Genomic DNA, 21704 nt, shown 5'->3' with positions numbered 1-21704 from the left:
TGCGGCCGCGTGCGCTCAGCCGCCGAAGCCGGGTAGGTCGCTCAGCCGCCGAAGCCGGAGTCGGCGGGCAGCGAGATGTCGGGCTTCTCCAGCTCTTCGACGTTGACGTCCTTGAAAGTCATCACTCGGACGTTCTTCACGAAGCGGGCGGGACGGTACATGTCCCACACCCAGGCGTCGTGCATCTCGACCTCGAAGTAGACCTCGCCGTCGGAGTTGCGCACGTGCAGGTCGACCTGGTTGGCCAGGTAGAACCGGCGTTCCGTCTCCACCACGTACGAGAATTGGCGGACGATGTCGCGGTACTCCCGGTAGAGCTGCAGCTCCATCTCGGTCTCGTACTTCTCGAGATCTTCCGCGCTCATCGCACTCCGCCTTCCATGGCCACATCTTCCCCCACCGGCGCCGGAGGCCGAGGCTGCTCGCCCAACGCCACGCCGACGGTACCCCCTGACGCCCAGGAGCGCTCCATCGGCTCTTCCGAGGCGTGGCCGCCGGGCCGTCGGGCGCGCGGCGGCCGGCCGTCGCGGCCGGAGACCGCAGCGACATTGACGTACGAGAACCGGTGCTCCCGGCACGGCCCGTGCTCCCGCAACGCCGCGGAGTGCTCCGGGGTGATGTAGCCCTTGTGCTCGGCGAAGCCGTACGCCGGGAACACCCCGTCCAGCTCCACCATGATCCGGTCTCGGGTGACCTTGGCGAGCACACTGGCCGCCGCCACGCAGGCGGCCACCCGGTCGCCCTTCCACACCGCCAGCCCGGGCACGCCCAGCCCGTCCACGCCGAAGCCGTCGGTCAGCACGTACTCCGGCCGGGTGGTGAGCGAGGCGAGCGCCCGGCGCATCGCCGCGAGGTTGCACACGTGCAGCCCCCGGGCGTCGACCTCGTCGGCGGGGATGACCACCACGGCGTACGCGAGTGCGCGGTCCACGACCTCCGCGTACACCCGTTCCCGACTGGCCGGGGTGAGCAGCTTCGAGTCGGCCAGCCCGTCGATCTCGCCGCGCCGCCCCTCGGGCAGCACCGCCGCGGCGGCGACCAGTGGACCGGCACACGCACCACGGCCCGCCTCGTCGGCACCGGCCACGTGCCGGAACCCGCGTCGCTGCAACGCTCGTTCCAGGGCGTAGAGGCCGGCCTCCCGGCGTACGACCGTGCGCGGCGGGGTCAGCACGACGCCTCGTCCCGAGTTGGGGCGGTCCACTGCCCCAGCCGGGCCAGCAGGGCCGGCAACTCGGGCGGGTAGAACCGTTCACCGCTGGCCGCCAGCTCGTCGGGGAGCCACCAGCGGTGGTCGGCGATGCTGCGCTGCTCGATGTCGTTGAAGCCGGTGGTGTCGACCTGCCAGGACTGCACCCGAAGGAGGAAGAAGTCCTGCTCCTGGCGGTACCAGTTGCCGTCGAAGGTGAACTCGGTCATGTCGGAGAAGACCGCCTCACCCAGCGCGGTCGGGTCGAGGCGCAGCCCGGTCTCCTCGGCCAACTCCCGCGCCGCGCCGGCCGCCGGGGTCTCCGCCGGATCGAGCCCACCACCGGGGGTGAACCAGTATCGATGCCCGGGTCGGGCCGGGTCGAAGCCCTCGAACAGCAGGACCCGACCGGCCGCGTCGACGAGCAGCACGCGGGCCGCGCGTCGAGGGGTGTAGACGGTCACCGCACCAGCCTGCCAGACCGACGGCGGATCGCCCACGCCCGGTGGTCTACGGCTTGGGAATGCCGTCGAACGAGTCGGGCACGGTCAGCCAGGTGGCCCGGTTGACCGGCCAGAAGACGGTGAACGCCCGCCCGACCACGTCGTCCTCGGGGATCGTGGCCTCGGTGATGTTCTGCCCGGACTGCTGCCAGTGCTCCAGCGAGTCACCGGAGGCCGAACGGTGGTCACCCATCACCCACAGCCGACCCTCCGGCACGGTGATGTCGAACTCCTGGTCGGCGGGCTTGTCGCGGACCCCGTCCATGGAGAAGATGTACGGCTCGTCCAACGACTTGCCGTTGATCATCAGTCGTTCCTGCGGGTCGCAGCACACCACGTGGTCACCGGGGACACCGATCACCCGCTTGATGAAGTCCTCACCGTCGGGGTTGCCGCTCCACGTGGTGGGGGCCTTGAACACGATCACCTCACCGCGGTGCGGCGACCGGAAGTCGTAGACCAGCTTGTTGACCAACACCCGGTCATCGATCTTGAGTGTGTTCTCCATGGACGGGGAGGGGATGAAGAAGGTCTGCAGCACGAAGGCGCGGACCAGCACCGCAACCAGGATCGCCACACCCAGCAGGATCGGCAGCTCCTTCCAGAAGGAGCTACGCGGCTTGTCGGTCTGCTCGTCAATCACGCCAAGGAGCCTACGTTGCCGGGCTGGACGTCACCGTCCGGAACGCGCGGGAACCACGCAGTGCGGCTACCAACGCCGGGAGCATGAGCAGCACATCGCCCTGCGGGGTCGGTCGCACCGGTGGTGCGCCGGAGGAGGCCGTGGCCGGCCCGGACACGTCGTCGAACGTCGACGGCACCGACAACGAGTTCCACCGCGACGACGGCCAGACGACCATGAAGGCCCGACCGACGACGTTGTCGATCGGCACCGGGCCCTGGCAACGGGCGTCCTGGGACACCTCGCGGTGGTCACCCATCACGAAGAGCTGACCGGGCGGTACGACGACCTCGTCGAAGCGCCGGGAGCGGCACTCCGACGGGTTGGGCGGAAGGTCCAGCGGGGAGTCCCGCAGCACGTACGGCTCGTTGAGGGGAGTGCCGTTGACGGTCACCCGCCCCTGACTGTCGCAGCACGCGACGCGGTCACCGGGCAGGCCGATCACCCGCTTGATGAAGTCCTTCTCACCGGGGCGGCTCACCCCGACCAGGTCGCCGACGGTGCGGGCGAGTCGACCGGCGACGCCGGGCTCCGGCTGCTCGTCGACCTGCGGCGCCCAGCGGTCGGTGCCCCGGAAGACCACCACCTCACCGCGCACCGGATCGCGAACGTCGTAGACGACCTTGTTGACCAGAACCCGGTCCCCGACGAGGAGGGTGTCCTCCATCGAACCGGACGGGATGAAGAACGCCTGGAGCAGGAACGTGCGGATCAGCACGGCGAGGCAGAACGCGACAACCAGCAGCAGCGGAAGCTCCTGCCAGAGCGGCATCTGGCGGCGGGTACGGCGAGCCCGCCGGCGCCACGGATCGACGGTGCCGTCCTCGTCAAGCGTCTGCACCACGCCACTCCCCGGTCCACAGAAGCACTACCGCCCGGGAGCCTCGACGAGGCTCCACGGGCGGTAGTGGACGGCTGCCCGCCACGAGGGCGGGGCCGCCGCCTCGCTGCGCCCGTACGACCAGGGTAGTGCGGTCTGGTCGGTACGGCATACGCGCAGCTCAGGCGGCGTGGCGAGCGGGAAGTCAGCTGGGCTGCTTCTCCCGCTTCTCCTTGATCTTGGCCTTCTTGCCGCGCAGCTCGCGCAGGTAGTAGAGCTTGGCGCGGCGCACGGCGCCACGGGTCACGACCTCGATCCGGTCGATGCCCGGGCCGTTGAGCGGGTAGGTCCGCTCGACACCGACACCGAAGCTGACCTTGCGGACCGAGAAGGTCTCGCGCAGACCGTCACCCTGGCGGCGGATCACGACGCCCTGGAAGATCTGGACACGGGACCGGTTGCCCTCGACGACGCGGGCGTGCACCTTGACGGTGTCACCGGCCCGGAAGTCGGGGAGGTCGGTCCGCTTCGACTGGGCGTCAAGGGCGTCCAGGATGTTCATCGCTGCGTCCTCGTAAGGCTCACGGCGCACCGTCACTCGGTGCGCGGGTGGGTGATTCTGATCCCCGGGTGGTGGTCGGCGAGCCGACCCCGGTCGGGGATCCTCGCAGCCGCCCGCGGGCGCGGACGGATGCGGCAACCCCCCTACTTTGCCACATCCCCCGGCGGCAGCTGAAATCCGGCCTGGTCCAGGGCCGCGATGTCCCGTTTGTCGAGCCGATCGGCGGGCAGCGCGGCCAGCAGGTCGGGACGACGGGCGGCGGTCCGCAGCAGACCCTCCTCGCGGCGCCAACGAGCGATCTTGCCGTGGTCTCCGGAGCGGAGCACCTCCGGCACGTCGTGCCCACGCCAGCTCGGCGGCTTGGTGTAGATCGGCGCCTCCAGCAACCCGTGCGCGTGCGACTCCTCGTCCAACGAGTCCGCGTTGCCCAGCACCCCCGGCAGCAACCGGGTGACCGCCTCCACCATCACCAGCACCGCGACCTCGCCGCCGAAGAGCACGTAGTCACCGAGCGAGACCTCGGTCACCGGCATCCGGGTGGCAGCGTGTTCCAGCACGCGTTGGTCGATGCCCTCGTACCGGCCGCAGGCGAAGAGCAGATGCGACTCGGCGGCCAACTCGTACGCCATGGCCTGGGTGAACGGGACACCGGCCGGCGACGGCACCAGCAACCGGGGCGGTGTGGCCTCGGCCGGCGCGAGCGCGTCCAGCGCCGCACCCCACGGCTCCGGGCGCATCACCATCCCCGGCCCGCCGCCGTAGGGGGTGTCGTCGACGGTGCGGTGCACGTCGTGGGTCCAGGTCCGCAGGTCGTGCACGGCGAGTTGGAGTACGCCGTTGGCCCGCGCCCGTCCGATCAGCGACAGGTCCAGCGGGGCGAAGTACTCCGGAAAGATCGACACGACGTCGACGCGCATGCGGGGTGGCCCTAAAGATCGAGCAGGCCGGCCGGCGGGTCGACGATCACACGTCCACCGGCCAGGTCGACCTCGGGAACGATCGCCCGGACGAACGGAATCAACGCGGTACGCCCCTCGGGGCGCCGCAGCACCAGCAGGTCCGAGGACGGGGCGTGGTCGATCCGGGCGACCTCGCCCAGGCGTTCGCCGGCCGGGGTCACCACTGCCAACCCCACCAACTGGTGGTCGTGGAACTCCTCCGGATCGTCCGGCGGGGCCACGTCGGCGCTGTCCACCACGAGCAGGGTGCCGCGCAGCGCCTCGGCGGCGTCGCGGTCCAGGATGCCCTCGAACGCGACGAGCATCCGGCCCTGGTGGAAGCGGGATTCCTCGATGGTCAGCTCCGCCGGAACCCGGAACAGCACGCCCGGCCCGTTCGCGGGCACCGGGGACGGGACCGCCCCCGGTTCAGTGCGCAGCACTGCACCGGGGGCGAACCGTGCTTCGGGCTCGTCGGTCCGCACTTCCACGGTGACCTCACCGCGGACACCGTGCGGCTTGCCGATCCTGCCGACGACGAGCTGCATCAGTACGAATCGACGATGTCGACGCGCACGCCGCGCCCGCCGATGGAGCCGATCACCTGACGCAGCGCCTTGGCGGTCCGGCCGGACCGCCCGATCACCGTGCCGAGGTCCTCGGGGTGCACGCGGACTTCGAGCCGCTTGCCCCGACGGGAATCGACCATCCGCACCCGGACGTCGTCCGGGTGATCGACGATGCCCTTGACCAGGTGCTCCAACGCCGGACGCAGAGGCATGTCAGGCCTGCTCACCGGCGTCGGCAGCGGGGGCCTCGGCCGGAGCCTCGGTCTTCGGCGCCTCGGCCGGAGCCTCAGCAGCCTTGGCGGCCTTCTTGGCCGGCTTGGCCGGGGTCTCCGGGGCGAGCCCGGCGGCGGCCTTCGCCTCAGCCTCGTACGCCGCCTTGCGGTCGGCCCGCTCGGCGGCGACCTTCAGCGGCGGCGGGGCCGGCAGGCCCTTGTACTTCTGCCAGTCACCGGTCAGCTCCAGCAGACGCTGCACCGCCTCGCTCGGCTGAGCGCCCACGGACAGCCAGTACTGGACCCGCTCCGACTTGACCTCGATGATCGAAGGGTCTTCCTTCGGCTGGTAAACCCCGACGAACTCGATCGCCCGACCGTCACGCTTGGTGCGCGAGTCGGCGATGACGATGCGGTACTGCGGGTTGCGGATCTTGCCCATCCGCAGGAGCCGGATCTTTACGGCCACAGTTGTTTCGCTCCTGTTGCGATCTCACCGGCCCGTACGGGCGGTGTGCATGGGTGAGCGCCGACCGGACCCGTGGGGTTGGGCCGGAGACTACTCGGTGGACTAGCGACGCGCCCGGGTTAGAGGGCGCCGGACGCGCGCCGGATACCAGCGACCCATTCTGCCAGATGCGATGCCGATCGCACGCATCGGACCCGGACACCGCAGCACCGGTGACGCGAGACACCCCTCAGCGCACCGGCGGACGGTCCCATCCCGGCGGAAGTTCATCCGGTACGTCCCAGTCTGACGGGGGTGTGAAGTCGCACCAGGTGCCGTCGAACGGGAACTGGCCGGCCTCGGCGAGGGCGATCACCCGCTCCCCCTCGGCCCGGACCGCCTTCTCGTCGGTCACCCAGTAGTCGTCCGGAAACGCAAGGCGCTCGACGAACTCCTCCTCGTCCTTCCACTCCCAGCTCAGGTCCCGGCGGACCACCACGTCGAGGTCCTGGTCCACCACGTCGACGCCGGCCACCGGGCCGTCGTCCCAGCGGACGCCCGGCTCCTCCAGGTTGACGTACCAGTGGGCGAACCGGCCCTGCGTGTCGCGGAACCACCAGACGGAGTGCGCCGCCCCGGTAGGCAGGAACTTCAACAGCGGCGGGCCGTTCCAACGCCCGTGCGCCAACCGGTACGACGACGAGATCCACTGGGCGAAGGGCATCGCCCGCATGCCCAGACCCGCCTCGGTCACCTCGTGGGCCACCGGCGAGTCCCGGGCGATCCACACCAGCAGACCCCGCTCGTCGTCGCTGACCACGCGGCCCGGCCGGACCCATCCGATCCGACCGTGCCGCACATTCCGATGCATGATCAACCGACCCGGCGCGAACACCGCAGCACCTCCGGGGCTGTTAGCAGGGGGCCCTTCCTCTACCGCAGGCGTTAAAAGGGTGCCCTTCCTTGCGCCTCAGTAGGCGCGGGCGAGGATGGCGACCAGGTCGGGCTCGTCCTCGGAGTCCGGTACCGAGCCGTCGGCGCGCAGCAGGCAGCGCACCGTGACGCCCTGGCCGTTCGCCTCGGCCTCGCCGGCCACACCGACCGCCGACCACGGCACCCGGGCCCAGCCGGTCGCGGCGGCCTCGATCGCCTCCGCCAGGGTGGCAACCTCCACCGTGCGCGACTCGCGGTTGGCCAGCGCCTGGTCGTGCAGCACCTGCTGGTCGGTTTCCAGCGCCGCCAGCACCGCGGCGACCACGTCGGCCACCGGCGTCGGGGACTTCGACCCGTCGGTGCGACGCACCACCGTCGCGTTGCCCACGGCCAGGTCGCGGGGGCCGACCTCGACGCGTACCGGATAGCCCCGCAGCTCGGCGTCGACGGCCCGGCGGCCGAACGCGGTGTCGGTCCGGTCGTCGAGCGCGACCCGGACACCGGCGTCACGCAGGCCGTCGCGCAGCTTGGCCGCCGCCTCCGCCACGCCCTCGCCGTCCTTGACGATCATGATGTACGCCTGGATCGGGGCCAGCTTCGGCGGCACGCGCAGACCGTTGTCGTCGCCGTGCGCCATGATCAGGCCACCCAGCATCCGGGTGGAGGTGCCCCAGGAGGTGGTCCACGCGTGCTCCCGGCCGCCCTCCTTGGCGGAGTAGCTGATGTCGAACGCCTTCGCGAAGTTCTGACCCAGCTCGTGGCTGGTGCCCAACTGGAGCGCCTTGCCGTCGCCCATCATGCCTTCGCAGGTGTACGTGGCCGTCGCCCCGGCGAACCGCTCACGGGCCGTCTTGAGGCCGACCACCACCGGAATGCCGATCACGTTGACCATCAGGTCCTCGTACGCCTCGTGCAGGATCCGCCGCGCGTACGCCCGGGCGTCCTCGCGGGTGGCGTGCGCGGTGTGCCCCTCCTGCCAGAGGAACTCGCTGGTACGCAGGAAGATGCGCGGACGAAGCTCCCACCGGACCACGTTCGCCCACTGGTTGAGCAGCAGCGGAAGGTCCCGGTACGAGTCGATCCACTTGGCCATGAACTCGCCGATGACCGTTTCGCTGGTGGGACGCACCACCACCGGCTCGGCGAGCTGCTTGCCGCCACCGTGGGTGACCACCGCCAGCTCCGGTGAGAAGCCCTCGACGTGCTGGGCCTCGCGCTTGAGGTAGCTCTCCGGGATGAACAGTGGGAAGTACGCGTTCTCCGCGCCGGCCGCCTTGATCCGGGCGTCCATCTCGGCCTGCATACGCTCCCAGATCGCGTAGCCGGCCGGTCGGATGACCATGGTGCCGCGGACCGGGCCGTTGTCGGCCAGCTTTGCCTTGGCGATCAGGTCCTGGTACCAGCGGGGGAAATCCTCCGCACGGGGAGTGAGCACGCGTGCCATGACCGCACATCCTATGCGCCGCTCGTCGGGGCAGTGTGGTCGGGCGCGGCATCGTTAGCATCTGCCGTCATGAACCCCCTCGATCCGCACCCCCCAGCGGTCTTCGACCCCCAGCCCGACCCCGACGAGCTGGCCCACCTCGCGAGCAGATGGGTGCGCTGGGTGGCCCGGCACCGGCAGCCGGCCAATCCGATCGCCGACCGGTCAGGTCGGCACGCCGGGCACCACCAACCCGCCGACGTGTGGTTCCTCGCGGGCACCTTCGGTGGTGCTGCGCAACGGCGGTGCGTGGTTCCCGCCGGACGGCCGCTGTTCTTCCCGACCTTCTGCTGGTGGCAGGTCGGCCGCACGGCCGAACCGGCGGAGCCCATGGACGGCGCCACCGGCCACGCGCAGCTCGACGGCGTGGCAGTCGCCCTGCGCGAAGCCGGTTCGGCGACGTCGTTCCCGGTCCGCGGCTTCTTCAACAACGTCGTCACCGTCTGGCCGTGGCCCGTGCAGGTCTCCTGCTGGGGCCTGTGGGGGCTGGTGCCACCACCCGCCCCCGGTCAGCACGAGCTGAGCTTCGGTGGCACCGACGGTGGGGGATTCCGGGTCGAGGCGCAGTACCAGATCGACGTGCGCTGAACCGCCTACACTTCGACCACCATGACTGAGCAGAGGGCCGCCACCCCGGTGCGGGACAGCATCGTCGACGCCGCCCGCGCACTGACCGTCGCGACCGGGTGGGACGGTGTCCGGATGGGCGCCGTCGCGGCTGCCGCCGGGGTGAGTCGGCAGACCGTCTACAACGAGTTCGGCAGCAAGGCCGGGCTGGCCGAGGCGCTGGCTCGGCGCGAGGTGGACCGCTTCGTCGGCGACGTCCGTGCCGCACTGCTCACACACGGCTCGGACGTGCGAGCCGGCGCATACGCGGCGATCGCCCACACCCTCACCACCGCGGCGGACAACCCCCTGGTCAAAGCCATCCTGAGCAGCGCCCGAGGCGGCTCGGACGAGCTACTTCCGTACCTCACGACCCGCGCCGAGGTGGTGCTCACCGAGGCGTCCGGCGCGCTGATCGACTGGGCCGGCGACCACCTACCCGGAGCGGACCAGGCCGCGTTGGCCTTCGCCGCCGACGCGGTCGTCCGGCTGGTGGTGAGCCACATCGTGCTCCCCCGCTCCCCGATCGACCAGACCGCCACAGCCCTCGCCGACCTGGCCGTCCACCTCTTCAGCGCCGCCGCCCGCCCACCCCACTGACCCGCCCCGCGCGCCAAGATCACGCTCGAACCAGGATGTAGTGGCCTCACCGACGCGCCGACACCACTACATCCTGGTTCGTGCGCGATCTGGACCCGGGACGACCTCCCGCGCGGGAGCGCGGCCCGCGCGCGGGAGCGCGGCCCGCGCGCGGGAGCGCGGCCCGCGCGCGGGAGCGCGGCCCGCGCGCGGGAGCGCGGCCCGCGCGCGGGAGCGCGGCCCGCGCGGGAGCGGATCAGCGGACGACGCGGCCGCGGAGGATCGTGCGGGACGGGGCGCGGACGACGCGCAGGTCGAGGCGGGGGTCCTCCGGGTAGGCAGTCAGGTCGGCGAGGCCGCCCTCGATCAGGCCGGGGAAGCCGAGCCATTCCCGGGCACCCCAGGAGGCGGCGGCGAGCACGTCGAGCGGCGCCATTCCCGCCCGCTCGTGCAGCAGCATCATCTCCTCGGCGGCCAGCCCGTGGTCGATGCCGCCGCCGGCGTCGGTGCCCACGTAGATCGGCACACCCGCCTCGTGCGCGGCGCGCACCACCTCGGGGAAACCGTCGCGCAACGCGAGCATGTGTTCGGCGTACCCGGGGAACTTGCCCCGCGCCTGCTCGGCGATACCCCCGAAGGTGGCGATGTTGATCATTGTGGGGACCAGCGCGGTGCCCTGCCGGGCCATCTCGTCGATCAGGTCGAGGCTGAGCCCGGTGCCGTGCTCGACCGAGTCGACGCCGGCCCGCACCATGATCTCGACGGCCGACTCGGAGAAGGTGTGCACCGCGGCGCGTACCCCGGCGTCGTGCGCGGCCCGCACGGCGGCGGTGAGCGTGTCCGCGTCCCAGGCCGGCGCGAGGTCACCCACGCCCCGGTCGATCCAGTCGCCGACCAGCTTGACCCAACCGTTGCCGGCCTTCGCCTGGGCGGCCACCGTCGCGGCGACCTCGGTCGCGTCGATCTCCACGCCGATGTCCCGCAGGTAGCGCCTGGGCGGGGCGACATGCCGGCCCGCGCGGGCCAGTCGCGGCAGGTCCGGCTCGTCGTCCAACTCTGGGTACGGGTACGGCGAGCCGGCGTCCCGGATCGCCAGCACGCCGGCGTCCCGGTCGAGGCGGGCCAGCTCGCGGGCCTGGTCGAGTGAGGTGATCGGGGCGCCACCTCGGGCGATGCCGATGTGACAGTGCGCGTCGACCAGCCCGGGTAGGACGAAGCCGCCGTCGACCACCGTCTCCGCGTCGGGCACCGGGGTGAAGGTCACCCGGTCGCCGACCAGCCAGAGATCGCGGACCTCGTCGTCGGGAAGTAGCACGCCGCGCACATGAAGGGCCATGTGCACAGTCCTACCCGATCACCCCTCGTCGGGGGCGAGCAGGTCGTTCTTGCGGACGGTCAGCGCGGGCAGGTCCACCGAGACCTTCCACGGCCGCTCGGTGACGAACAGGTCCTCGGTGTGGGCGACCTGCTCGTACTCGCGGTTCGCGCCGAGGGCGTACTCGGTGAGCGTGACCCGTTCCTGCAGCGGGTCCACCACCCAGTAGGACCGGACGCCGGCGTGCGCGTAGACCTTCGCCTTGTCGTACATGTCGCGGAAGCTCGAGGTCGGTGAGACGACCTCCACGGCGAGCAGGGCGTCCTCGACCGGGACGGGCGACCGGCCGGCGTGCTTGCGGCGGATGACCACCACGTCCGGGCGTGGCTCGTTGCGCCGGTCGACCCGCATCGACAGGTCGATGCTGACCAGGTATTCGGGCGGACAGTTGACCCGAAGCGTGAGCAGCAGCTCGACACAGAACTCTTGGTGCACGGCAGTCGGCGACGGCACCATCAACCTTCCGTTGATCAGTTCGTACGGAAGGTCCTTCGGCAGCTCACCGAGGTCGTCGACCGTCCACTCGTGCCGTTCGGGCAGGATCGGGGCCGCGGTCATGAGATCTCCTTCCAGGGGGCGACATCACCCTAAGCGCTGGATCAGTCGCCCGCCGTCACCGACACGCGTCAGCGCGGGCCCTTGTCGCCGCCCTTGCCGAGCTTGTTGAAGTCGATCTTCGGCAGCTTGAAACCGGGCGGGAGGCCCTGGCTGCCGGCCAGGTCGTTCGGGTCCATCCCCGGCGGGAGCTGCGGCATGCCACCAGGGAAGCCGCCCGGCATCCCGGCGCCGGCGCCGGTACGCGGCCGACCGCCACCCTTGGTGCCCTTGCGCTTGTTCTTCGGCGACTTGGTCGCCTTGCGCCGACCGCCGCCAGGCAGGCCCATCATGCCGCCCATCTGCTTCATCATCTTCTGCGCGTCGGCGAAGCGGTTGAGCAGCTGGTTGACGTCCATCACGGTGACGCCGGAGCCGTTGGCGATGCGGGCCCGGCGGGAACCGTTGATGATCTTCGGGTTGGTGCGCTCGCCCGGGGTCATCGACCTGATGATCGCGGTGACCCGGTCGAAGTGGCTGTCGTCCAGCTCGGAGAGCTGGTCCTTCATCTGCCCCATGCCGGGCATCATGGCCAGCACGTTGGCGATCGGGCCCATCCGCCGCACGGCGATGAGCTGGTCGAGGAAGTCGTCCAGGGTGAACTGCTCGCCGCCCATCAGCTTGGCGGTCATCTTCTCCTTCTGATCGGAGTCGAAGGCCTGCTCGGCCTGCTCGATCAGAGTGAGGACGTCGCCCATGCCGAGGATCCGGCTGGCCATCCGGTCGGGGTGGAAGACGTCGAAGTCCTCCAACTTCTCACCGGTGGAGGCGAACAGGATCGGCTGACCGGTGACCTCCCGCACCGACAGCGCGGCACCACCACGGGCGTCGCCGTCGAGCTTGGAGAGGACCACACCGGTGATGCCGACGCCGTCGCGGAACGCCTCGGCGGTGCGGACGGCGTCCTGACCGACCATCGCGTCGATGACGAAGATGACCTCGTCCGGCTGCACCGCGTCGCGGATGTCGGCGGCCTGCTGCATCATCTCGGCGTCGATGCCCAGCCGGCCGGCGGTGTCGACGATGACGATGTCGCGGGCAGCCCGCTTGGCGTGCTCGATCGACGCGCGCGCCACCTGCACCGGGTCACCGGTGCCGTTGCCGGGCTCCGGGGCGTACACCTCGACGCCGGCCCGGCCACCGAGCACCTGCAACTGCCCGACGGCGTTGGGGCGCTGGAGGTCGGCGGCGACGAGCAGCGGCTGGTGCCCCTGGCCCTTGAGCCAGCGGGCGAGCTTGCCGGCCAGGGTCGTCTTACCGGAACCCTGGAGACCGGCCAGCATGATCACCGTTGGCGGCTGCTTGGCGAACTGGAGCCGTCGCCCCTCACCGCCGAGCACGTTGATCAGCTCTTCGTTGACGATCTTGATGATCTGCTGGGCCGGGTTCAGCGCCTGGGAGACCTCGGCGCTGCGGGCTCGCTCCTTCACCGCCGCGATGAAGCCCTTGACCACCGGCAGCGCGACGTCCGCCTCCAGCAGCGCGAGGCGGATCTCGCGCGCGGTGGCGTCGATGTCGGCGTCGGTGAGCCGCCCCTTGCCGCGGAGCTTGGTGAAGATCCCGGACAGGCGGTCACTCAAGGTGTCAAACACGCGAACATCCCGTTTGTCAGTGTTCCGGCGGGCACAACGCGGCCGGCACTGCGGAGTCCGGCCACCGCTAGGGTAACCGCCCGCCCGCACGACCGCTGTCGCCCGGCCCGGGGCCTCACCCCGACACCAACCCCGACTGGTACGCGAACACGACGAGCTGGGCCCGGTCCCGGGCGCCCAGCTTGCCCATCGCCCGGCTGACGTGGGTCCGCGCGGTCGCCGGACTGACCACCAACCGGGCGGCGATCTCCTCGTTGTTCAGGCCCTCACCGACGAGGCCGACGACCTGGCGCTCCCGGTCGGTCAGCGCACCCAGCCGGGGGTGCGGACGAGGGACCCGCGACGGCCGGGTAGCGAACTCCCGCACCACCCGGCGGGTCACCGACGGCGACAGCAGCGCCTCTCCGTCGGCGACGAGCCGGATCGCGCGCAGCAGGTCGACCGGTCGGGTGTCCTTGGTGAGGAACCCGCTAGCGCCGTGCCGCAAGGCGTCGAAGACGTACTCGTCCAGTTCGAAGGTGGTGAGCACCACCACCCGCGTGCCGGTCAGGTCGGGGTCCGCGACGATCCGCCGGGTCGCCTCGATGCCGTCGATGCCGGGCATCCGGATGTCCATCAGCACCACGTCCGGCCGTTCCCGGCGCGCCAGCTCGACCGCCCGCAGACCGTCGGCGGCCTCACCGGCCAACTCCAGGTCGTCCTCGCTCTCCACCAGCGCGCGCAGACCGAGCCGGACCAGGTCCTGGTCGTCGGCGACCAGCACCCGGATCACGCGGTCGGCTCCACGGGAAGCCGGGCGTACACCCGGAACCCGCCACCGGCGCGCGGCCCGGCAGTCAGCCGCCCGCCCAGTGCCGTGACCCGCTCCCGCATCCCGGCCAGACCGTGCCCGCCCCCGTCGGTCGGAGCTGCCCCGGCGCCCGCACCCCGGTCGGTGACCTCGACGGTCACCTCGTCGGCGCGGTAGTCCACGGTCACCTCCGCGCTGGTCACCCCCGCGTGCCGCAACACGTTCGTCAACGCCTCCTGCACCACCCGGTACGCGGTCAGGTCCACGGCGGTCGGCAACTCCCGAGGATCGCCGATCACTCGCGTGTCGACGGCGAGCCCGGCGCCGGCCAGCCGGTCACGCAGCGCCGGAAGCCGGGCCAGGCCAGGCACCGGCCCACGCTCGGCGCCCTGCCGTACCGCGCCGAGGGTGACCCGGAGTTCGTCCAGCGCCTCCCGACTGGTCCGACTGATCGCGGTCAGCGCGGTCTCCGCCTGCTCCGGCCGTTTCGGCAGCAGATGCAGGGCGATCTCCGCCTGCATGCTGATCGCGGCCAGCCCGTGCCCCACCACGTCGTGCACCTCCTGCGCGATGCGCAACCGCTCCTCGTCGGTCTGCCGCCGAGCCTGCTCGGCCCGACTGCGGGCCTCCTCCTCCAGGCTGCGCGCGGCCGTCTCGCGGTTGACCCGCACCACCACCCCCACCGCGAACGGTACGACCACCCAGGCCGACGTGGGCAGCGTCGCCGTCCAACCGGCGGCCGGGCCGGGGGAGAGGAAGGTGTGCGTGAGGAGCAGGACGAATGCGCCACCGGTGGCGAGTGCCGCCGGGCGCACCGGCAACCGTGTCGCGACGGTGTACACCGCCACCAGGAGCGTCAGCAGGATCGGCCCGTACGGGTACCCGATCACCAGGTAGATCGTGGTGGCCACGCTGACCAGGGCGAGGACGGCCGCCGGTGCCCGGTTCCGCAGCGTCAGGGCCAGCGCGGCGACCACGATCAACACCCGGCAGGCGGCGTCCACCGGCTTCGATCCGGGTTGGTCGTCGCCGGCCAGGTCGGTGCCGAGCAACCCGATGACGAGCAGCGCCAGGGCGAGCGCGACGTCCGCCGCCGCCGACCGCCACCCCCGCTGACCACCGCGCCACATGGCCGTCATTCTGCCCGCGCAGACGGGCCTCGGCGTGCGTCCGGCGGCGGCACCGACGCTACGTCCGCCGACGTATCGGCCGCCCCCAGCGGGGTCCGCCGCTCCTCCGCGCGCCGAGTCGCGGCGGCGAGCCCGGCGACCCAGCGACGAGCCCGACGACCCAGCGACGAGCCCGACGACCCAGCGACGAGCCCGACGACCCAGCGACGAGCCCGACGGCCCGGCGGCGGCAGCGACCGCCGGTCAGACGGCGGCGAGGACCGCAGCCTCCAGGCGGGCTCGGGTGGCGTCGTCCGGCCAGCCGCCGACCAGGTAGAAGGCATCGACCACGTCGGCGCCGAGCGTGGAGATGCGGGCCGCGCGAACCAGCGCACCCGCCTCGTCGAGAGCGCAGGCGACCCGGTAGAGCAACCCGGCGGCGTCGGCGGCACGCACCTCCAGCAGCACCGCGTCGGTGGCCGCTTCGCGGTGCCAGACGACCCGCGGAGCAGCCCCGCCGCCCCGGGCGGCGAGCGCACGGCCGCGCAGCCGCTGGGTCACCGACACGTCGCCGGCGACGGCCCGGCGCAGGTCGGCGCGGAGCGGGACCGGGTCCGGCGGGAGGCCGTAGCGGGGTTGCACCCGGCACTCGACCAGGGCACGGCCGTCGACCACCGAGGCGTCCGCGGAGATCACCTCCAGGCGGTGCAGGGCCAGGCAGCCGGCCACCGTGGCGAGCAGGCCCCGCCGGTCGGCCGCGGCGACCGACACCCGGTCGCCGGTCAGGTGGACGACCGGCAGCGGCCCGGCCAGCAGCGCCGGGTCCGGGGTGGGCGGTTCGGGGAGTACGCCGGTGTCCAGTGCGGTGCGGACCCGGGCGACCAACTCGGCGACGAGTCGACCCTTCCAGTCCGACCAGGCCGCCGGCCCGGTCGCCGCCGCGTCGGCGCGGACCAGCGCGTGCAGCAGGTCGAGGGTGCCGGTGTCCCCCACCGCCTCGGCCACCGAGGCGATGGTGACCGGGTCGGCCAGATCCCGGCGGGTGGCCACGTCGGGCAGCAGCAGGTGCAGCCGGACCAGCGTGCCGATCAGTTCGACCTCGGCGGCGGGCAGACCGATCCGGATCGCCACCGCCTGGGCCAGTGGCACACCGACCGTGCTGTGGTCACCGGTGAGCCCCTTGCCGATGTCGTGCAGGAGTGCGCCGAGGAGCAGCAGGTCCGGGCGCTCGACCTCGCGGGTGTGCCGGCTCGCCTCGTACGCGGTCTGCACGAGGTGCCGGTCGAGGGTGTAGCGGTGCACCGGGTTGTGCTGCGGCAGGCTGCGTAACCGGGTCCACTCGGGCAGCCAGTTGTCGATCAGCCCGTACCGGTCGCAGGTCTCCCACGCCGGCACGAGCCCGGGACCGGCACCGAGGAGGGTGGTCAGCGCGGCCCGGGCATCAGCCGGCCACGGCGCGGGCAGCGGCGGGCAGTACGCCGCCAGCCACTCACAGGTGGCTCGGGCGATCGGCAGTCGGGTCGTGGCCGCCGCGGCGGCCACCCGCAGGGAGAGGCTCGGATCGGGGCGGGCTCCGATCGCCGTCCGGGCCAGCACCAGCTCACCGTCGTGCTCCACCACGTCGCGGGCCACCGGGCGGCGCACGGGGCGCCCACCACCGTTGCGGAGGCGGCCGGAGCGCAACCGGTCGGCGGCACGGAACGCGTCGTCCAGCGCGTGGCTGACCGTACGGGCGTCACCCGCGACCCGGCGCAGGAGCGCGTCGCCGTCTTCCACGACGGCTCCAGGCTGCCGCGCGGCGTCCGACGCGCCGGGCTGGAGTTGTCGCAGCCCGAGCAGTCGTGCCACTCCGTCGCGTTCCTGGGCGACCAGCCGGTCGACCCGGCGGCCGACCTGCTGGTGCAGGGCGTCGCGGGTGTCCAGCAGGCGCAGGTGAGCCGCACGCACGGCGGGACGCAGCGCGTCGGTGATGCCGGCAGCGGAGATCGCCCGCAGCAGCCCCACGTCGCGCAGACCACCGGCGGCCTCCTTGAGGTCGCCCTCCAACAGGAAGGCCAGCTCGCCGTGCGCCTGCCAACGGGCCTCGGTGACCTCCCGCAGGCCGGGTAGGTGCCGGACGGCGGTGCGTCGCCAGTGGTCGGCGGCGGTGCGGATCAGCGAGTCGGCCAGCGTCTGGTCACCCACCACCAGCCGGGCGTCGAGCAGCCCGAGGGCGACCTTGACGTCGTCCTGGGCCACGGAGAGCGCCTCGGAGACGGTGCGTACCGAGTGGTCGAGCCGCAGGCCCGCGTCCCAGATCGGGTACCAGACCGAGGCGGCGACCTCGTCGGTGCCGGGCACCCCGGCGTGCAGCAGTACGAGATCGAGGTCGCCGTACGGGGCGCACTGCCGCCGACCCAACCCACCGACGGCGAGCAGTGCCACCCCGTCCCGCGCGGGCAGCAACCCGCGTAGAAACTCGTCGTAAGCCGCCGCACGCGCGAGTCGCGCAGCCTCCCCGATCCCCCCGGTAACGCCGACGACCTCGTTGATCAAGAGGTTCGCGTCACCATCGGCGGCGTGCCCTGACGCGTTCTTCCTGATCAACGAGGTCATGTCGGTCGCGGTCGTCAGAGGGCGTCTAGGCCGCGCTCGCCGGTACGCACCCGGACGACCTCCTCGACACCGGTGACCCAGACCTTGCCGTCACCGATCTTGCCCGTGCGGGCCGCCCCGACGATGGCGTCCACCACCTTGTCGACGTCGATCTCGTCGGTGAGCACCTCCACCCGGATCTTGGGCAGGAACTCGACCGTGTACTCGGCACCCCGGTAGACCTCGGTGTGCCCCTTCTGCCGCCCGTACCCCTGGACCTCGCTGACGGTCAGCCCGGCCACCCCGAGGGCGTGCAGGGCCTCCTTCACCGCGTCTAGTTGGTACGGCTTGATGACCGCGGTCACCAGCTTCATGTCCAACCCCTCCATCCCAGGAACGTTAACCGGCGACCTTCTCGTTGACCGGCTCGGCGGGCTCCGCCTCCGGCTTGGCACCACTCGTCGAGCCACCACCGGGGGTGCCGATGCCAGCCATCGCGAACGCGCTGCCCGTGCCACCACCGGCCGGGGACAGGTCGTAGCTGCTCTCGGCGTGCTCGCCGATGTCGATGCCCTCGACCTCCGCCTCGGCCTTGACCCGGAAGCCGATCGTCTTCTCGATGACGAAGGCGAGCACCCAGGCGATGCCGAACGACCAGACGCTGACGATCACGCCAGCGAGCGCCTGCCGTCCGAGCTGGGTCACGCCGCCGCCGTAGAAGAGCCCGTCGGAGGCGCCCACCACGTCGGTGATGGCGGCGTTGACCGAGTTGGTGGCGAACAGGCCGAGCCAGAGCGACCCGATCCAGCCACCGACGAAGTGCACGCCGACGACGTCGAGCGAGTCGTCGTAGCCGAGCTTGTACTTGAGGCTGACGGCCAGCGCGCACACGGCACCGGCCACGATGCCGAGCAGGACGGACGCCCACGGGGCGATGAAACCACAGGCCGGGGTGATCGCGACCAGGCCGGCGACGGCACCCGACGAGGCACCGACCATCGTCGGCTTGCGGTCCTTGATCCACTCGACCGCGATCCAGCCGAGCACCGCGGCCGCCGTGGCGAGCTGGGTGTTGATGAAGGCGAGACCGGCGACCGAGTCGACGGTCAGCTCGGAGCCGGCGTTGAACCCGAACCAGCCGAACCACAGCAGACCCGCACCGAGCGCGACCAGCGGGATGTTGTGCGGCTTCATGCCCTCGCGCGGCCAACCGAGCCGCTTACCGAGCACCAGCGCCACGGCCAGGGCCGCCGCACCGGCGTTGATGTGCACCGCGGTGCCACCGGCGAAGTCCAGCGCGTGGATGTCGGCGCCGATGATGCCGCCGCCCCACACCCAGTGGGCGACCGGGAAGTAGACCAGGGTGGCCCAGCCGAAGGCGAACAGCAGCCAGCCGGCGAACTTGGCCCGGTCGGCGATGGCGCCGCTGATCAGCGCGACGGTGATCACCGCGAAGACCATCTGGAAGGCCATAAACACGTAGAGCGGGACCCCGATGCCGCTGGGGTTCTCCGCCGTGGCACCCCACAGGTCGGTCTCGGCGAGGAACGTCTTGGTGCCGAGGTACGCGCCCGGGTCGCCCCAGAAGCCGTTCACGTCGGTCCCGAAGGCGACGCTGAATCCGTAGAACCACCACAGAATGGAGATGAGCCCGATGGCGGAGAAGCTCATCATCATCATGTTGAGTACGCCCTTGGCCCGGTTGAGGCCGCCGTAGAACAGCGCCAGTCCGGGGGTCATGAGCAGCACGAGCGCGGTCGAAACCAGCAGCCACGTGGTATTGGCGCCGTCGATCGTCGGTGCTTCAGGCACGCTGGCCTCCTAAAGGGTGAAGTCCTCCTTCGCGGCTTTCCGGGGCAGCGTCGCCCGTAGGCCGGTTGCGCGGAAGCTTTGTTGCCGGCTGTTTCACCCAAGGTCCCGTGCGCGTTTCCGGTTGGTGACGGGTTGTTTCGTACGTGTCACGAACTCCGCACACTCGGCAGCATGGACGGTAGTGGATCGACCGTACGGCGGACGTCGATGGCTGACCGGCCCGAACCATCGACCGGTCCGCCCGACGGAACCGTCCGAGCATCGACCGGTCGACGCTCAGCGGAGGGCGTTCTCCAGCGCGTGCCGCTCGTAGTCGAGCAGCCGCAGATCGCGCATCGGTCGGCGGAGGTGGCCCTTGTGCACGATCCGGACGAACGCCGGCTCACCGGCGGCGGCCATCCGACGGATGCCCTCGACGTGGTCCACGATCCGCTTGCGGATGGTCCGGATCAGCCGGTGTCGGTCCCGAGGGATCAGCCCGTACGCGTCGGCGAAGAGCCGGAGCCGGCGCGGCCGGTCCGGGTGCTTCCAGCCCAGCGTGATCGAGTCCCGGTCCGCGAAGATCGGCACCCAGGTCCAGGCCGCGTACGCCACGTCGTAGATCCGTGCGCCGGGCGAGGCGAGGTCGAAGTCGATCAGCCCGAGGGTGCCGTCCGGCCGCCAGATCACGTTGTGCGGCGCGGCGTCGTGGTGGCAGATCACCTCGGTGTCCGGCGGCGGCGGGCCGAACGAGCGCCAGACCGCCCCCTGCGGCGGGGTGAAGCCGTACTGCGCGTCGTGGAACATTCGCAGCATGGTGGCGACGGTCACCAGCGCCTCGTCGGTCACCCAGTGCGGGGCGAGCGGGTATTCCCCACACTCCCCCTCCAGGTACGACAGCACCTCACGGTTGCGCTCGTCCATGCCGAGCGCTCTCGGGGCACCGGTGAATCCCACGTACTCCAGGTGGCGCAGCAGGGCGTGCACGGACGGTGTCCACGGCCCGGCGTTGCGGCGGACCGTGTCACCGACGCGCACGACGGTGCTCACGTTGCCGCCGTGCAGCGGGATCTCCTGCGAAGTCACGTACGGTCTCCCGAGGCGCTGCGAAGGGTGGCCGGGTTCACGCCAGCCCGCGTACGCGCGGTTGTCACTGGACACCCGAGACTACGCGTCCCGTCCGGTGGCCTCGGTCCCCAGCAACGCGTCGACGAACTGCGCCGGGTCGAACGGGGCCAGGTCGTCCTTGCCCTCACCGAGGCCGACCAGCTTCACGGGGATGCCGAGCTTGCGCTGCACCGCGATCACGATGCCGCCCTTCGCGGTGCCGTCGAGCTTGGTCAGCACGACGCCTGTCACGTTGACCACCTCGGTGAAGACCCGGGCCTGCTCCAGGCCGTTCTGGCCGGTGGTGGCGTCCAGGATGAGCAGTGTCTCGTCGATCGGGCCCTGCTTCTCCACCACGCGCTTGACCTTGCCCAGCTCGTCCATCAGGCCGACCTTGTTCTGCAGTCGGCCGGCGGTGTCGATGAGCACGGTGTCCACGCCGGTGTCGATGCCGCGCTTGACCGCGTCGAAGGCGACACTGGCCGGGTCGGCGGCCTCGGGCCCCCGGACGGTCTCCGCCCCAACCCGCGAGCCCCAGGTCTCCAGCTGGTCGGCGGCGGCGGCGCGGAAGGTGTCCGCGGCGCCGAGCAGCACGCTGCGGCCGTCGGCGACCAGCACCCGGGCGATCTTGCCGCAGGTGGTGGTCTTGCCGGCGCCGTTGACGCCGACGACCAGGACCACCGCCGGCACGCCCTCCTTCGGCGCGGTCCGCAACGACCGGTCCATGCTCGGGTCGAGCGCGTTGACCAGCTCGGCGGCGAGCAGTGCCCGCAGCTCGGAGGCCGAGCGGGTGCCGAGCACCCGGGTGCGTTCCCGGAGCCGGTCGACGATGTCGCGGGTGGCGTCGACGCCGACGTCGGCGGTGATCAAGCTGTCCTCGATCTCCTCCCAGACGTCCTCGTCGAGGTGGTCGCGGGCGAGCAGGCCGAGCAGGCCCTTGCCGAAGACGTTCTGCGAGCGGGACAGCCGCGAGCGGAGCCGGACCAGCCGCCCGGCGGTCGGCTCGGGCACCTCGACGGGTGCCTCGACCACCGGCGGCGGCTCGACCAGGACACCGGTGGACAGATCGGACTCCGGTGCCTCGACCGGCGGGCCGGCGAGATCCTCCTCTGCCCTGGTGTCGACCTCCGTGCGCGGCAACGGGGGCTCGGGTCGCCGCCGCAATCGCGGCACGACCAGCCCGACTGTGCCGGCGATCAGCACACCGAGCAGGACCAGAGCGAGGACGAGATATTCGGCCATGCCGGA

General features: G+C 71.6%; 24 protein-coding genes. 2 read left to right on the top strand and 22 right to left on the bottom strand.

Features of this window, described 5'->3' with window-relative positions; all coding sequences use genetic code 11:
• Positions 1-41 precede the first annotated feature (41 nt).
• The 12 genes from O7614_RS08565 to proS all read right to left on the bottom strand — a co-directional run bounded on the left by O7614_RS08565 (position 42) and on the right by proS (position 8300).
• The gene (locus tag O7614_RS08565) at positions 42-365 is read right to left on the bottom strand and encodes a DUF2469 domain-containing protein (protein WP_007075222.1); all 324 of its coding nucleotides are present in this window, start codon (positions 363-365) and stop codon (positions 42-44) included.
• Positions 362-1174 (bottom strand): ribonuclease HII, encoded by an 813-nt coding sequence (locus O7614_RS08560; protein ID WP_278137931.1) that lies wholly within the window; start codon positions 1172-1174, stop codon positions 362-364. The genes O7614_RS08565 and O7614_RS08560 overlap by 4 nt, the downstream gene beginning before the upstream one ends.
• Positions 1168-1653 carry an NUDIX domain-containing protein gene (locus tag O7614_RS08555; RefSeq protein ID WP_278137930.1) on the bottom strand — a complete coding sequence of 162 codons (486 nt, stop codon included), beginning with the start codon at positions 1651-1653 and terminating at the stop codon, positions 1168-1170. Before O7614_RS08555 ends, O7614_RS08560 begins: the two co-directional genes overlap by 7 nt.
• Positions 1654-1699: 46 nt before the next feature.
• Entirely contained in the window at positions 1700-2335 is a 636-nt protein-coding gene (gene lepB / locus O7614_RS08550) for a signal peptidase I (RefSeq protein WP_278137929.1), read from the bottom strand.
• Between the two features lie 10 nt (positions 2336-2345).
• Positions 2346-3218: a signal peptidase I gene (gene lepB, locus O7614_RS08545; protein WP_278137928.1), complete on the bottom strand. Its 873-nt coding sequence runs from the start codon at positions 3216-3218 to the stop codon at positions 2346-2348.
• Between the two features lie 181 nt (positions 3219-3399).
• Entirely contained in the window at positions 3400-3756 is a 357-nt protein-coding gene (gene rplS, locus O7614_RS08540; protein WP_088991045.1) for a 50S ribosomal protein L19, read from the bottom strand.
• 143 nt (positions 3757-3899) lie between these two features.
• The gene (gene trmD, locus O7614_RS08535) at positions 3900-4673 is read right to left on the bottom strand and encodes a tRNA (guanosine(37)-N1)-methyltransferase TrmD (protein WP_278137927.1); all 774 of its coding nucleotides are present in this window, start codon (positions 4671-4673) and stop codon (positions 3900-3902) included.
• Between the two features lie 11 nt (positions 4674-4684).
• Complete coding sequence (gene rimM / locus O7614_RS08530; RefSeq protein WP_278137926.1) at positions 4685-5242, bottom strand: ribosome maturation factor RimM; 558 nt, start codon at positions 5240-5242, stop codon at positions 4685-4687.
• A complete protein-coding gene (locus tag O7614_RS08525; protein WP_172862164.1) occupies positions 5242-5502 on the bottom strand; it encodes an RNA-binding protein in 261 nt (86 codons plus the stop codon). The genes rimM and O7614_RS08525 overlap by 1 nt, the downstream gene beginning before the upstream one ends.
• Positions 5477-5944 carry a 30S ribosomal protein S16 gene (gene rpsP / locus O7614_RS08520; RefSeq protein WP_278137925.1) on the bottom strand — a complete coding sequence of 156 codons (468 nt, stop codon included), beginning with the start codon at positions 5942-5944 and terminating at the stop codon, positions 5477-5479. The genes O7614_RS08525 and rpsP overlap by 26 nt, the downstream gene beginning before the upstream one ends.
• Positions 5945-6173: 229 nt before the next feature.
• The gene (locus tag O7614_RS08515) at positions 6174-6794 is read right to left on the bottom strand and encodes a DUF402 domain-containing protein (RefSeq protein WP_278142189.1); all 621 of its coding nucleotides are present in this window, start codon (positions 6792-6794) and stop codon (positions 6174-6176) included.
• Positions 6795-6893: 99 nt separating this feature from the next.
• Positions 6894-8300: a proline--tRNA ligase gene (gene proS, locus O7614_RS08510; protein ID WP_278137924.1), complete on the bottom strand. Its 1407-nt coding sequence runs from the start codon at positions 8298-8300 to the stop codon at positions 6894-6896.
• 69 nt (positions 8301-8369) lie between these two features.
• Here proS and O7614_RS08505 point away from each other — a divergent pair, with 69 nt between their 5' ends.
• A complete protein-coding gene (locus O7614_RS08505) occupies positions 8370-8927 on the top strand; it encodes a hypothetical protein (RefSeq protein WP_278137923.1) in 558 nt (185 codons plus the stop codon).
• Positions 8928-8948: 21 nt separating this feature from the next.
• Complete coding sequence (locus O7614_RS08500; protein ID WP_278137922.1) at positions 8949-9545, top strand: TetR family transcriptional regulator; 597 nt, start codon at positions 8949-8951, stop codon at positions 9543-9545.
• Between the two features lie 235 nt (positions 9546-9780).
• Here the strand turns inward: O7614_RS08500 and O7614_RS08495 are convergent, their stop codons facing one another.
• From O7614_RS08495 to ftsY, 10 genes are all read right to left on the bottom strand, one after another.
• Positions 9781-10860, bottom strand: a complete 1080-nt coding sequence (locus O7614_RS08495; protein WP_278137921.1) for an amidohydrolase family protein — start codon at positions 10858-10860, stop codon at positions 9781-9783.
• An 18-nt stretch (positions 10861-10878) separates the two neighbouring features.
• The gene (locus tag O7614_RS08490) at positions 10879-11457 is read right to left on the bottom strand and encodes a Uma2 family endonuclease (protein WP_278137920.1); all 579 of its coding nucleotides are present in this window, start codon (positions 11455-11457) and stop codon (positions 10879-10881) included.
• 68 nt (positions 11458-11525) lie between these two features.
• Complete coding sequence (gene ffh, locus O7614_RS08485; RefSeq protein WP_278137919.1) at positions 11526-13085, bottom strand: signal recognition particle protein; 1560 nt, start codon at positions 13083-13085, stop codon at positions 11526-11528.
• Between the two features lie 115 nt (positions 13086-13200).
• Positions 13201-13857 (bottom strand): response regulator transcription factor, encoded by a 657-nt coding sequence (locus O7614_RS08480; RefSeq protein ID WP_278137918.1) that lies wholly within the window; start codon positions 13855-13857, stop codon positions 13201-13203.
• Complete coding sequence (locus O7614_RS08475; RefSeq protein WP_278137917.1) at positions 13854-15005, bottom strand: sensor histidine kinase; 1152 nt, start codon at positions 15003-15005, stop codon at positions 13854-13856. The genes O7614_RS08480 and O7614_RS08475 overlap by 4 nt, the downstream gene beginning before the upstream one ends.
• Before the next feature lie 243 nt (positions 15006-15248).
• Positions 15249-17579 carry a [protein-PII] uridylyltransferase gene (locus O7614_RS08470; RefSeq protein WP_278137916.1) on the bottom strand — a complete coding sequence of 777 codons (2331 nt, stop codon included), beginning with the start codon at positions 17577-17579 and terminating at the stop codon, positions 15249-15251.
• A 14-nt stretch (positions 17580-17593) separates the two neighbouring features.
• Complete coding sequence (locus O7614_RS08465) at positions 17594-17932, bottom strand: P-II family nitrogen regulator (RefSeq protein WP_172862163.1); 339 nt, start codon at positions 17930-17932, stop codon at positions 17594-17596.
• Positions 17933-17957: 25 nt separating this feature from the next.
• Positions 17958-19370 carry an ammonium transporter gene (locus O7614_RS08460; RefSeq protein ID WP_278137915.1) on the bottom strand — a complete coding sequence of 471 codons (1413 nt, stop codon included), beginning with the start codon at positions 19368-19370 and terminating at the stop codon, positions 17958-17960.
• A 276-nt stretch (positions 19371-19646) separates the two neighbouring features.
• Complete coding sequence (locus tag O7614_RS08455) at positions 19647-20510, bottom strand: aminoglycoside phosphotransferase family protein (RefSeq protein ID WP_278137914.1); 864 nt, start codon at positions 20508-20510, stop codon at positions 19647-19649.
• A gap of 6 nt (positions 20511-20516) precedes the next feature.
• The gene (ftsY, locus tag O7614_RS08450; RefSeq protein ID WP_278137913.1) at positions 20517-21698 is read right to left on the bottom strand and encodes a signal recognition particle-docking protein FtsY; all 1182 of its coding nucleotides are present in this window, start codon (positions 21696-21698) and stop codon (positions 20517-20519) included.
• Positions 21699-21704: the final 6 nt, after the last annotated feature.

Origin of the sequence: Micromonospora sp. WMMD961 (assembly GCF_029626145.1) — a bacterium.
Classification (GTDB): domain Bacteria; phylum Actinomycetota; class Actinomycetes; order Mycobacteriales; family Micromonosporaceae; genus Micromonospora.
Note: the sequence above shows the minus strand (reverse complement) of the source record. Positions and strands in the feature narration are given on the sequence as shown.